The organism is Limosilactobacillus sp., from assembly GCF_040772465.1.
Taxonomy (GTDB): Bacteria; Bacillota; Bacilli; order Lactobacillales; family Lactobacillaceae; genus Limosilactobacillus.
Genome location: NZ_JAXGYB010000004.1, coordinates 28,722 through 42,628 on the forward strand (window position 1 = coordinate 28,722; position 13,907 = coordinate 42,628).

The 13,907-nt window shown below is 43.9% G+C and carries 6 protein-coding genes; all 6 read right to left on the bottom strand.

What is annotated here, in order from left to right; genetic code table 11:
- Positions 1-28: 28 nt before the first annotated feature.
- The 6 genes from AB3114_RS04905 to rnc all read right to left on the bottom strand — a co-directional run bounded on the left by AB3114_RS04905 (position 29) and on the right by rnc (position 13,850).
- Positions 29-6,055, bottom strand: coding sequence for a YSIRK-type signal peptide-containing protein (locus AB3114_RS04905; RefSeq protein WP_367342149.1), 6,027 nt, complete (start codon positions 6,053-6,055; stop codon positions 29-31).
- A 222-nt stretch (positions 6,056-6,277) separates the two neighbouring features.
- The gene (gene ffh / locus AB3114_RS04910) at positions 6,278-7,726 is read right to left on the bottom strand and encodes a signal recognition particle protein (protein ID WP_367342150.1); all 1,449 of its coding nucleotides are present in this window, start codon (positions 7,724-7,726) and stop codon (positions 6,278-6,280) included.
- A gap of 102 nt (positions 7,727-7,828) precedes the next feature.
- On the bottom strand, positions 7,829-8,170 hold the full coding sequence (locus AB3114_RS04915; protein ID WP_367342151.1) for a putative DNA-binding protein: 342 nt from the start codon (positions 8,168-8,170) through the stop codon (positions 7,829-7,831).
- Between the two features lie 12 nt (positions 8,171-8,182).
- Positions 8,183-9,538 (bottom strand): signal recognition particle-docking protein FtsY, encoded by a 1,356-nt coding sequence (gene ftsY / locus AB3114_RS04920; RefSeq protein ID WP_367342152.1) that lies wholly within the window; start codon positions 9,536-9,538, stop codon positions 8,183-8,185.
- A gap of 15 nt (positions 9,539-9,553) precedes the next feature.
- On the bottom strand, positions 9,554-13,126 hold the full coding sequence (gene smc, locus AB3114_RS04925) for a chromosome segregation protein SMC (RefSeq protein WP_367342153.1): 3,573 nt from the start codon (positions 13,124-13,126) through the stop codon (positions 9,554-9,556).
- A 19-nt stretch (positions 13,127-13,145) separates the two neighbouring features.
- Positions 13,146-13,850: a ribonuclease III gene (rnc, locus tag AB3114_RS04930; protein WP_367342154.1), complete on the bottom strand. Its 705-nt coding sequence runs from the start codon at positions 13,848-13,850 to the stop codon at positions 13,146-13,148.
- Positions 13,851-13,907: the final 57 nt, after the last annotated feature.

Genomic DNA, 13,907 nt, shown 5'->3' on the forward strand with positions numbered 1-13,907 from the left:
TTTCACTTTACTTCAACAATTTGTAGAATTAATCCTGCTTTCGCTTCTTTCCCAAAATCATTGCAGCCAGTGCGGAGATAAATCCGGCACCAGTCAAAGCTGCGACAGCACGGTCATTGCCAGTTTGTGGCAAGCGTGCCTGGCGCTGACCTTGAGCACTAGATGCATTTTCTTGGTTTGCAGCATCGTTACCAAACATCTTAGTTGAAGTTCTGGTTGACCCTTCTAGCTGTCCTTCTCCATTAGCGTGATTACCATGTTGAACAGGTTGCCCAGTCTCTCCTGGAATTAAACCATTATCATAATTAGAACCTGGATGCTGCGGCTGACCTGGTTCGTGGTGATGCAAACGATCATTAGAATTGTTTGCGTTTGGATTATCAGGGTTCAGTGGATGAACTGTTGTCGAAGGATTGGTCGGTTGGGTCGGCATGGACGGCTGACTCGGCTGCGATGGCGTTGATGGCTGAGTCGGTTGACTCGGTTGCGATGGCGTCGTTGGCTCTGATGGCTGAGTCGGTTGACTCGGTTCTGACGGCTGGCTTGGCTGTGACAGCGTTGATGGCTGAGTTGGTTGACTCGGCTTGGACGGCGTTGATGGCTGACTTGGTTGACTCGGCATGGACGGCTGGCTCGGCTGTGACGGCGTCGTTGGTTGGCTTGGCGTAGATGGCTTTGTCGGTTGAACCGGAGTGCTTGGTTTGATTGGTTGGGTCGTATAAGTAACGGTGAAGTTGAGATCATTACTGTCATAACCAACAGTTTGGCTAGGAATAGAGCTCTGATCAGCATCGTAACCATCAATAACGGGACTAGCAACCGTCTCAAAGGTTTGACTAGCGACAGGTAGCCAAGTTGTGTGCCCAGTTACCTGGTCATTTGTGCCATGCTGAGTAAAGTGCAGTGTCTGAACGTTACTATTGTATGCCTTTGACCCATTACTGAAGACATAGTGGATAGTTTCAGTAACTGCACGACTTCGACTAGTAGGTTGAATGCCATGCTTGAAATGAACCTCATATGTCTGATCTACTGCTGGATCATCATCAAAGATAAGTTCCTGACCATTAGTTGAGTCTGAAACGAGTTGATAATGCTGATTCTTATACATCTGAATATCAGATTTGGTGTTGTACTTACTGTCGGCGTTGCTCAAGCCATCTTTACTGATAGTCTTCAATACCTTGCCAGTCGTATCATCAATGAACTTCACACTAAGTTTTTGACTCTGTGGTGTGTAAGTAACGGTCTTGATGATATTATTTGAATTAAAGTTGGCGGTAATAGACGGAATAAATGCGGTGTCTGCTGTGTAACCCTTAATATCCGGACTATCAACCTGCTTGAAGCTCTGATTCTTTGCATTTGTCCAAGCAGTATCACCAGTTACTAAGTCCCTTATCCCACTTTCAGTGAACTTCAGAGATTGCACATTATCCTTCGGCGAAGTTGTGCCATCAACCATGACATAGTGAACTGTCTCCGTGACCGTCTTGCCACGGTTAGTTACTTCAGTGCCATGCTTTAAATGAACTTCATAAGTCTGATCTATTGCTGGATCAGCATCAAAAATAAGGTCCTGACCATTAGTTGAGTCAGAAACAAGTTGATAATGCTGACTATCATATACCTGAATATCGGATTTCGTGTTGTATTTGCTATCAGCATTCGTCAGACCAGCTTTATTAATGGTCTTCAAAACTTTGCCTGTCGTGTCATCAATGAAATGAACGTTCAGCTTTTGGGATGTCGGTGTGTAGTACACGGTCTTGATAATATCCTTAGAGTCATAGTTAACAGTTGTTGTTGGAACAAATGCAATATCAACTGTGTAACCCTGAATAGCTGGACTGACTACTTTTGCAAAGATCTGGTTATTTGCTGGTGTCCAGCTAGTATGACCAGTGACTAAGTCAGTTACACCATTTTCAGTAAACTTTAAATATTGAACTATATCCTTAGGTGCCTTCGCACCATCAGCCATGACGTAGTGAATTGTTTCAGTAATGTTCCTGTTTCGAACAGCTGTAGTGGTCTCATGTTTCAAATGAACCTCATAAGCCTGATCAGTTGCTGAATCATCATCAAAGATCAGATCCTGACCATTAGTTGAGTCTGAAACAAGTTGATAATGCTTATCCTTATACGTCTGAATATCATCTTTAGTGTTGTACTTACTGTCAGCATTGCTCAATCCAGCTTTATTAACAGTCTTCAAGACTTTGCCAGTAGTATCATCGATGAACTTTACATTCAACTTTTGATCTTCTGGTGAGTAAGTTACCGTCTTATTAATGTCCTCTGAATCATAGTTGACGGTTGCTACTGGGACAGAATTGATATCAGGAGTGTAACCCTTAACACTTGGACTGTCGACCTGCTTAAAGTTCTGACTCTTGGATGATGTCCAAGTAGTATTGTTGGTTACCAAATCAGTGGTTCCGGATTCTGTAAAGTGAACCGTTTGAACATTATCACCCGGTGCTTTAGTACCGTCAGACATGACGTAATGGATCGTTTCCTTAACATCCTTTTGACGACTCGTCCTAGCAGTATTATGGGTCAAATGAACTACATAACTTTGATCAACCGTTGGATCGGTATCAAAGAACAAATCAATGCCGTTAGTTGAATCACTAACCAGTTTGTAATGATCTTTCAGATAACCGTCAATATCATCCTTCGTGTTGTAATTACTGTCACCATTCGACAAACCGTCTTTGGTAACCGTCTTTAAAGTCTTTCCGGTAACATCATCAATAAACGTTACGGTTAACTTTTGGGCTACCGGTGTGTAGGTAACCGTCTTAGTAATATCCTTATCGCCAAAACCAACCGTCACACTTGGCTCAGTGGATACATCAGGAGTGTAACCCTTAACACTTGGACTATCGACCTCCTTAAAGCTCTGGCTGTCAGCTGGTGTCCAAGTAGTCTTTCTGGTTACCAAATCAGTGGTTCCGGATTCCGTAAAGTGAACTGTTTGAACATTGTCGCTCGGTGCTTTCGTACCGTCTGACATAACATAATGGATCGTTTCTTTAACATCCTTTGGACGACTAGCTTGTGCCGTTTCATGCTTGAAGTGAATCGTGAAGATCTGAGTTGTTGCATTATCGTTATCATATTCACCAAAAATGGTTGACCAATCAATCTTTGAACTATCCTTATTGCCCAAACTAGTCTTGTCACTATCCTTAGTAACGCCATTGAATTCATAGTGATCTTTAATTAAATTATTAATGTTTTTTGCAATATCTTGGAAAGCAATATGCGACCCACTATCACCACTGGCAACGACAGTAGCTGGCATATTAGTATTGGTTGGATCATCATCATCTACATATCTTAATTGGGCTTTTTGAATAGATTGCTTCTTAACATAAATAATGTAAGAACTTGGATTTGCCTTGTTAGCAGTGCCAAAGTTGTATGAACCGATCTGTGATGGATCAAAACCCTTAATTTCAGTTTCTGTACCATCTTTGCCAACACTGACTGCTTTGACAAAGTCATAACCTGATAAGCCATTATAAGCAGATTGAGCATCATCAAAATGAATCGTCGTTCCAGTGGCTCCCTGGAAGATTACACTATTAGCAACAGCTTTCTTAGTTGCTAAATCTTCAAAACTCAAAGTATTTGTCACAAGGTCACTAGCGGAACCACCACCGGTAACAGAACCATTGGCATTATAGAGAATTCCAGCAGACCATTTGCCACCGTAAACTCCAGAAGGACTACCAGCTTTGCCATTTTGATAAGGTGTAAAGACTGTTCCAGCGATTGGCAAGGATTTCAAATCATTCATCAATGCTTCATTATCAGTTTTGGCGCCACTATATGTATCAGTGTTGACAACATTATCTTCATCTTGTGCATAAGAATTGATTCCCATTGGCATTGTAAAGCCACTGGCTGTCGCCTCCACAGTATTAACACTACTATTTTCCTTAAACTCAATGTCTGGATTAGTCGTCGGATCAAGGTTGACTATTTTGACATGCCACTTACCAGTTAGTTGGGATCCAGTATCAATTTTTTGGAAAGTTACCTCAACTTTTACTTTTGGTTTGGCTCCAGCTTTAGTTTGAACATTAACAAAAATGTTTGGATCAGAGCTTACACTGTTCTTTAAGGAACGAGTATCATCCGTCGCAATTTCATCTTCTAGTTTCTTTTGCATATCTGCCGCACTAGTAAATGTGTAATGTACCAAGCCAGTCGGATCTTTCGTTACTGTTGTCTGGATATCAAATTCATCACCCAGGTCTTTGGTAGAAAGCGATACTGCCGTATTGCTATACCAAAAAGTATCGACACTAACGTTGCCTTTACTATCCCAAGTTCGGTTATAACTACCCACACTGGATGCTCCAGTCTTTAGGTTGCCAATACCAGCGTTCTTAGCAGTATAGATGTAAGTGCCCTTAATTTTATAACCACTAGTAAACGTTTGACCATTGATATTGATATCATCGTGTGGGAAGTAATCAAAAGTCGTACGATCCTTACTCAGATCATTAGTAGCCTGATAAATATAGCTCGTGTGGTCATTAATAGAAGAATGAGTATTGTCATTTCTAGATGCATCTCGATTAGAGCCCCATTGCAACGTTACCTGCACATTAGGATTGCTCAATGCTGCACCCTTATCATTAAAGACGATCCGATAATAAGTTCCCATATTATAAGCTTTACCAATAACCTGTCCACCATCTTCAACTTGGAGTGGTTTATTGGATAATTTGGTATCATAAAGTTTATAAGCTTGACGACCATTATCATCTTTGTACGGCACTCCTAAGTGGACATCAATATAATCACCGTTATGTATGTTGCCTTTTAACTGAATATTCATTGACAACTGTTCATTACCAACAAAACTGGAATTACTTACATTGTTAGTAGTAGCCGATATTTTATTAATCTGGAAATTGTTAGTGCTCATTTGATGCAAGCCAGGTGCAACTGTATAAGCAACCTCACTATTTTTGTCATACCATTGGGCACTATTAAAACTGCCTGTATATGTACGAATATATTGGTATGTTTGACCATTACTCAATGTAATTGAACCAGTGCCACCACCTGCACTGCTATCACCATAAGCATTTATGTTCTTATTAATTGGCATCAAAAGTGGTGACCACTGATTATAAGTATAAGTTCCACCTGCACTAGGATTCAGTTTAAGTGATGCCGTAATAGATAGAGGGTTGCTATAACTTGGTGTTTCTGCGAGGCTAAGCAGGAAAACTTTTTCTTCATTTGGGCCTACATTTCCAAGATCTTGAATATTTATATCTAGTCCAGCATCGGTTCGACTAAAAGCCAAACCAGTATTTTTAAATGTATTGTCTGTTGAAGCAATTTCAAAACCAGCAGGAATCATAAGCAAATATTGCGTTTTACCTTGAAAATCTTGAGAATTTTCAACATTTGTGCCATTCCAACTTTGAATTTGATACTTAATAGTTGATGTGGTTGAAGTATCAGCTACTTTATAAACTGCATCAGCAGCATTTCCATCCCATTTTCCTGTGACATTATTCGGTTCCCAATCAGTAGTTCCAGTATAAATGGGAGTATTAACCTGAATTTTGCTGTTGGCTAAACCATTTGCTGATAAAACACTAGATTTAAAGCTATTAGGTGAAACAATTTGTTTGTTTGAATCATTAACGGATTGAAAATCTTCAGTAGCACTGGAAGCAGCCGAATTCAATGCTCCAATATCAGTTTTTAGATCAGTCTGCTGACTCGGCTGACCACTAACCGATGTATTGATTGCAGCCGCACTCCCCTGGTTGCCGCTCTTCAAAACAACTTGCTTATTAGCATTGCTCGAATCCGCATTTGCCGAAACTTCAGTTTGTTGATCTGCCTGTGCTGCAGGAGCATCAGCATTGGCAACCACACTTTGAGCACCCATAAAGAAAGTCGTTCCCAACAGGACGGAAGCGACGCCGACAGTAAGCTTACGTAAGCCAAACCGTTGGCGTTTGTTAATATGTTTTAAATTAGCTTGTTTTTGATTATTTTTCGATAACATTTTTCGCGTACTCCCCCAAATGAACTTTTCTTTCACACAGCTCAATTATAACGCGATTAACTTTTTAAACATACTATTAACGATTTTTTATAAATTAAAGATAGCAACTACTACTCTAGCAACGACTCCACCATTGAAATAAAAACGGCACAAATGATATCTTCATCATAGATATAATAAAAAAGTGTCCCACTATTGTGAGACACTTTACCACATATTCAATTAATGCCGCCGGCGACGCAACTTGCGCAATTTCTTGTACTTGCGCTGCTGGTTTTTCTTGATACCACGTGCCATCCGGTTCATCGCCATCTGACCCATCTTACCACCAGGCATCTGACCACCAAACATGTTGGATAAACCACCCATGTTACCGTTGGAAACCTGCTTCATCATCTTACGCATTTGATTAAACTGCTTAATCATCCGGTTAACTTCGACGATTGGCCGACCCGCACCAGCAGCGATCCGACGCCGCCGACTCGGACTCATCAGATCAGGATTTTCACGTTCCTCCTTGGTCATCGACATCACGATGGCCTTCAAGTGAGCCATTTCCTTTGGCGGAATATTGACATTCTTCAAAGCAGGATTATTGGCCATCCCCGGAATCATCTTCATGATATTTTCCAGTGGGCCCATCTTATGCAGCTGATCGAGCTGTTCCACGAAGTCATTGTAGTCGAACGTGTTCGACCGCATCTTGTCCATCGTTTCCTGGGCAGCTTCTTCGTCGTAGTTCTTTTGAGCCTTCTCGATCAGGGTCATCATATCACCCATGCCGAGAATCCGTGAAGCCATCCGGTCCGGGTGGAAGACGTTTAGATCAGTCATCTTTTCGCCTTCACCGACGAACTTAATTGGCTTACCAGTGACCGAACGAATCGACATGGCAGCACCACCACGGGTGTCACCATCGAGTTTAGTGAGGACAACGCCGGTGATATCGAGCTTGTCATCAAAACCCTGTGCCGTATTAACGGCGTTTTGCCCAGTCATCGCATCGACGACAAGCAGGATTTCATTGGGCTGCGCCACTTCTTTGATGTTTGCCAGCTCATCCATCAACTTTTCATCGATCTGCAGACGACCAGCAGTATCGATGATCACGTAGTCGTTATGCTTTTCCTTGGCTTGGGCTAACCCGTCCTTCACGATTTGGACAGGATCAACGTCGGTACCCTCTTCAAATACCGGAACGTCAATCGAATCAGCTACCTGCTGCAACTGGGTGATAGCGGCAGGACGATAAACATCGGCTGCAATAAACAGTGGCCGCGCCTTCTGGTCATTCTTCAGCTTCAAAGCCAACTTACCGGCAGTCGTCGTCTTCCCGGCCCCTTGCAACCCGACCATCATGATAATGGTTGGAATGTGCTTGGCCTTGTTCAACGGAACAGCTTCTTCACCCATCAACTTGGTCAGCTGTTCATTAACGATCTTAACGATTTGTTGAGCTGGGTTCAGTCCCTTCAGAACCTCAGCACCAGCTGCTTCCTGGCGAACAGTCTTAACAAACTTTTTGACAACACTGAAGTTGACGTCCGCTTCAAGCAGTGCCAACCGAATTTCGCGCATTGTATCGCGTAAGTCCGCCTCAGTGACTTTTGGTTTGCGGCGGAGCTTTTCCATCGCCTTCTGGAGACGTTCAGTTAATCCTTCAAATGCCATTATTAAAAACTCCTGATTGCTAGTTTATTTGACTCTTCAAATTTACGTAACCGATTATATCATAGCCAACCACGGAAATAAGCTAGGATGCCTCATTGCTCTCTATTCCGCTTCCAAATGATCCAGCTGACCGATTAAATGCTGCAACTCATGGTCATCACCATAGTGTTTCTTCGCATACTCACTCAGTTGGTCCAACTTGTAATTGCGCAAGTCAAATTCTAGTGCAAGATGCAATTTAGCTTCATAACCGGTCAGAATTTTTTCAGTCCGGCGAATATTATCATAGACAGCCTGACGACTGACCTGAAAGTTTTCTGCAATTTCACCAAGAGAATAATCATCCCCGTAGTAAAGCTGCATATATTCTTGTTGCTTCTTAGTTAAAAGTGGGGAGTAGAACTCCAGCAAGTCGTTAATTCGCTCGTTTTTTTCAAGTTCCATCCCAGCCACCTCCTAGTTCGTGGTAACTAAGCCTTTGAACAGTCCGTAAACAAATTCTTCGGCGTTAAAGGCTTGCAAGTCGTCAACCTTTTCACCTAAACCGACGTATTTGACCGGTAAGTGCAATTCATTGCGAATAGCTAAGACAATCCCACCGCGGGCCGTTCCATCCAGTTTAGTGAGGATAATCCCGGTCACATCCGTATTCTGCTTAAAGAGCTTAGCCTGGCTGAGAGCGTTTTGCCCCGTCGTAGCATCAACTACCAGCAATACTTCGTGGGGAGCTGCCGGAATTTCTCTGGTGAGGACCCGCTTCATCTTGGCCAGTTCCTTCATCAAGTTGACCTTATTTTGAAGACGGCCGGCCGTGTCGACCAGTAAGATATCGTAATTTTCCGACTGGGCTTTCTTAACGGCATCATAAACAACCGCCGCCGGATCACCATTTTCTGGTCCCGTCACGATATCAACGCCATCGCGCTTGGCCCAAACATCAAGCTGTTCTGTGGCACCGGCACGGAAAGTATCAGCAGCCGCCAAAATCACTTTCTTTCCTTGGCGCTTATACATCGCAGCCATCTTGCCGATAGTCGTGGTCTTGCCGGCACCATTAACCCCGACAAACATAATCACGGTTGGGCCTTCTTTGGCGAAATTGATAGCAGAGTTCTCGCCCTTGCCAGCTTTCTCGTATAGATCGACCATCTTCTCAATGATGACGTTAGAAACTTCCTGCTTGGTTTTCGCATTTTGTAACTTTACTTCATCCCGCAACTCGTCGGATAGCTGTGTCGTCATATCGACACCAACGTCAGATTCAATCAGCAAATCTTCCAGATCGTCAAAGAAGTCTTCATCAACGTGCCGAAAGTTAGCAAGAAAGCGATTGAGACGAGCTCCAAATCCATGACGTGACTTAGCCAAGCCGGCATCATACTTCTTTTCAACTGTTTGGTTAGCGTCTTCTTGATCTTCATCTTTTTGTTCAGCTGCTGTCTCTTGTGTGTTAGCTGAATTGCTTTGTGATTCAGACTCCAGTGCAGATTCACTGACTGATGGAGCGACGCTTTCGGTTGTTGATTGTGTTTGACTCAGACTGACAGAATTGCTCTCGCTATTTAACGACTGACCTGCCACCGATTCGCTCGTCTCAGTGCTGAAACTTGTGGAAACAGCAACTGATGTCGAATTGACAGATTCACTATGTTCTTGAGATTGATCACTAGCTTCTGCTGCACTAGCTTGACTCAGACTTACCGAACTGAGAAATTGTTCACTTAAACTCTCAACTACAGAAACGCTAGCACTTTCGCTTTGTTTCTTCTCATCTTTTTTACGGTGACGACGAAATATATCAAATAAACCCATGATAAGATCCTTTCGTTAGTTATTGCTGCCCGTTTCCGCTGCTGAAAGAGCATCAGCTACGTCGACAGAAACCATCTTTGACACACCAGATTCCTGCATAGTCACACCATACAAAACATCAGCGTTCATCATTGTGCCCTTCCGGTGGGTAATCACGATGAACTGGGGACCGTCATTGCCAAATCGTTCAAGATAGTGTGCAAAGCGGTCGACATTCACCGCATCCAAAGCAGCTTCCGGTTCGTCCAGAATGGCGAACGGTACCGGACGAACTTTGAGAATGGCGAAAAGCAAGGCAATGGCAGTCAACGCTTGCTCACCGCCTGATAAAAGCGATAACTGCTGGTTACGTTTGCCAGGAGGCTGCGCCATAATATCAACACCAGTCTCGAGCAAATCATCAGGATCAGTCAAAATTAACTTAGCCCGGCCACCCTCAAAGATATCGCTGAAAGTCTGTGAAAAGGCCGCTGAAACTTTATTAAACGTCTCCAAGAATTGGTCTTTGACTTGCTTATCAATCGCATTCATGGTCGTCAGTAATTGATTTTTGGCTGTAACCAAATCTTCACGTTGGCTTGTCAAAAAGTCATAGCGCTCTTTAACTTGATGATATTGATCAATGGCACCGACGTTAACCTCACCCAGTTCGCTAAGACCACGCTGCAATAACTTTAATTTTGTGGCCACCGTTTGGTCATCCGCGTCACTGACATTCTGCTGGGCTTCTGCCAACGACATACTATAACGTTCGCTCAAACGATTCATGCCACTGTCAATTGAGGCCGCTAGCTGGGCATGTTGGTTATTTAACCGGTTGAGATCGTCGACCGTCGCATTCTGCAATTCACGGAGACGTTCTAGTGACTGACTATGATCTTTTATTTGCTGGTCAATTTCAGCCAACTTATCAGCATTCACTTGCTGATCCCTTTTAGCTTGTGCCAAATCTTTTTTGCACTCAGCCAGACTAGCCGTTGATGATTTCTGATCATCGTCACTGGAATGATCATCGGCCTGAATTCGTGATTGGTCAGCATGATTTGCCGTGATGGCTTGCTTGTTTTCATCTGATGATTTCTGTAAAGCTTTGAGTTCACGTCTTAATTGAGCCCGCCGCTCACTAGCAACCGCCAACCATTGTTCTTCCTGGTGAATTTGTTCAGCATTATTGCTTGCGTTATCAGCCAGTTCTTGCTGATGCTTTTGGGCAGTTGCAACCTTTTCTTTCACATCAGTCAATTCGGCCTGAACATTGTCCAAGTCCGTTTGTAATTGTTTCTGCTTCTGAAGATACTTACTGTGACCTTCTTCTTGTGAAGCACTTTGGTACTGCATTGCATCCAACTGACGTCGCAGGTTAGTCAGCTGATTCTGGGTCACCTTTTGGCTGGCCTGCTCATCATTGTACTTAGCCTGCAACTGAGCATAACGATTTTGCAACTGATCCAAAGATTCGCGCTCTGCTGTGCGACGTGCATCAAGCTGTTGAACTTCTTTTTCAGCTTTATTAGCAGAAGCTTTAACCTGATTCAACTCGTCTTGCATAGACTCAGCCTGGCGTTTTTGCGTTAAAAGGCCCATCCGGTGTTGACGATTGGCACCACCAGTCATCGAACCGCTAGCATTGACAACCTGACCGTCAAGCGTAACGACCCTGGCCTGGTGGTGGGCCGCCCGGGCAATCTGCGTCGCGTGGTCCAGGTTATCAGCAATTACCGTTGTTCCTAAGAGGTGGTCGACGACTACCTGAATGTTCGCCTGGAACTTAATCAGTTGGTTTGCAACGCCGATGTAGCCAGCTAATCTATCTAAACCCATCGGCCGCAAAAGCCGTCCCCGACTCAGTGTATCTAACGGCAAAATAGTGGCTCGTCCGGCACGGTGTCTAACTAGATAATGAATGATATCCTTAGCCGTTTGTTGATCAGAAACAACCAATTGCTGCAACTGACTACCCAGTGCTGTTTCAATAGCGGTCGTCAACTTAGCGGGAACGTTAATCAACTCACTGACTGAGCCCAACAAATGAGGAAAAGATTGTCTTTGTTTAAGTACAGCCGCTACACCATAGTAATATCCGGAATAGTCGGCTTGCATTGAACGGTAGTTTTTAATCCGACCTTCAGCTGCATGAACATCCCCAAGCAGTCGATACCAATCATGCTGCGCCTGCTCATAGCGCTGTTGAATTTGCTGCAAACTATCCTGATTATATGACAGCTGATCATGAATACCCTGCAGCTGTTCACTATCTTTAGTCAATGTATCTGCCGTCTGATGAGCTTGTTGCTGAAGCAAAGCCAAACGCTGACGACTAGCCTGCAACTGGGTATCATTTTCGTGTGCTTGCTGAGCAGAACGGTCGTGAGTCTGCTTGGCAAAAAGCAACTGGTTGTGTAAGTCCGTTGATCGCTGCATCAAATCAATCTGATGGTTGCGTAACTGTTCGATCTTCGCTTTGACAGCTGATTCCTGTTCTGCAGAAGATTGAGATTGGAACTGTTTCAAGGTTTGCTGGTGCTGTTCAATCGTGGCTTGCTGTTTTGCCAGTGCCTTTTTCTGTGAATTGATCTGTTCACTCAGTCTTTGCCCTTCCTGCTGAAGATCAACGAGCTGATCGCGCAACTGAGCCAGCTGCTTTTGCCGCTCTTCCCGATGAATTTGGGCCATCGACTGTTTATTATTCAACTTAGCAATCAACTGGGTAATGGACAAGACCTTAGCTGCCAGCTGATCCTTGTCTTGAACCCACTGACGTTGCGAATCCTGCAAGGTTGTGAGCTTAGACGATGACTTCTGAATTTGTTGGCCGTAATCATCATCTTGTTCGTGAACCTGCTTCAATTGCGCCTGTAAATTGACAAGTTGTTTTTGTTTCGTGCTGATTTGACGAACGGTCTGGGTCCGGTCATAGAGGTCAAATTGCTTTTTTTGTTCCAGATAATCCTGGGCAATCCCGGCCTCTTCCTCGAGCGGATCCAGTTGTCCCTTCAGTTCAGCGACAATATCATTGACCCGGTTAAGGTTATCATTGGTATCAGCCAATCTTTTCTGAGCGGTTGTTTTATTTTGCTTATACTTAGCCACTCCGGCAACCGTTTCAATGATTTGACGCCGGTCTGCTGGTTTCCCGTTGAAAATGGCTGCAATCCGCCCTTGCGAAATGACAGAAAAGGATTCCCGGCCAAGCCCTGAGTCAATAAAGAGATCATTAATATCTTTAAGACGTACCTGGGAGCCATTAAGCAAGTATTCACTATCGCCATTGCGGTACAACTTACGTGTAACTTCAATCTCGGTGTAATCACTTTGCAGGTAGTGGTCGCTGTTATCGAACTTCACCGAAACCATCGCTCGATTGAGGGGCTTTCTATCAGCTGAACCATTGAAAATTACGTCGGCCATCTTATCGCCACGCAAATTTTTCGCAGACTGTTCCCCCAGAACCCAGCGGATAGCCTCAATCAAGTTGCTTTTACCACTGCCGTTGGGGCCAACGATACCAGTAATGCCCGGCTCAAATTTGATAATGGTTTTATCTGCAAATGATTTAAAGCCATTCAGCTCTAACGACAACAATTGCATAATGAACTAACTTTCGCCCCTAATTTTTTTGACGCAAACTATCGAGTGCTGCTTTAGCGGCAGCCATTTCGGCATGCTTCTTGGAACTGCCTTGTCCCTGGCCAATTTCCTGACCATTAGCGGTCACGTTAACCTTAAAGACCGGCTTATTTTCGGAACCGCGTTCAGCCAAAAGATGGTATTCGATGTCGACATCGCCGTGCCGCTGTAAGAACTCCTGCAGACTGGTCTTCGAATCGACAGCGTGGTCGAACCAACCCATGTCGAGCTTTGGAAAAATGACGCGGTGAATAAACTTTTCAACAGCGTCTTTTCCTTGATCCAGATAGAGGGCGCCGATAAAGGATTCGAAAATGTCACAGAGCAGTCCAGAACGGTGACGTGCGCCTGCCTTTTCCTCGCCCTTGCCTAAGCGAATGTACTGATCAAAGTGACATTCTTTAGCAAACTTGGAGAAACTGTCCTCACAAACCATTGCGGCACGCAAACGTGTCAGCTTACCCTGTGGCAACTGAGGATAGCGCTTGTAGATATATTCTGAGACGAACAATTGCAAAACAGCATCGCCCAAAAATTCAATCCGTTCGTAAAACTTCAAACCCTGATTGGGATGTTCATTAACGTAAGATGCCTGTGTGAAAGCCTCAGCTAACAAATCCCGGTTATTAAAATGGATTGAAAACTCATCAGCTAAATAGTGCTGGAGCGCGGTGATGTCATCCATTTCCTAATACCTCCTTGTCGAAAAAAGACCACGGGTTGTATCGGCCGTGGTCAATCT

Coding starts and splice junctions, on each gene's coding strand:
- AB3114_RS04905 (WP_367342149.1), bottom strand. CDS start 6,055: ATGTTATCGAAAAATAATCAAAAACAAGCTAATTTAAAACATATTAAC.
- ffh (WP_367342150.1), bottom strand. CDS start 7,726: ATGGCATTTGAAGGATTAACTGAACGTCTCCAGAAGGCGATGGAAAAG.
- AB3114_RS04915 (WP_367342151.1), bottom strand. CDS start 8,170: ATGGAACTTGAAAAAAACGAGCGAATTAACGACTTGCTGGAGTTCTAC.
- ftsY (WP_367342152.1), bottom strand. CDS start 9,538: ATGGGTTTATTTGATATATTTCGTCGTCACCGTAAAAAAGATGAGAAG.
- smc (WP_367342153.1), bottom strand. CDS start 13,126: ATGCAATTGTTGTCGTTAGAGCTGAATGGCTTTAAATCATTTGCAGAT.
- rnc (WP_367342154.1), bottom strand. CDS start 13,850: ATGGATGACATCACCGCGCTCCAGCACTATTTAGCTGATGAGTTTTCA.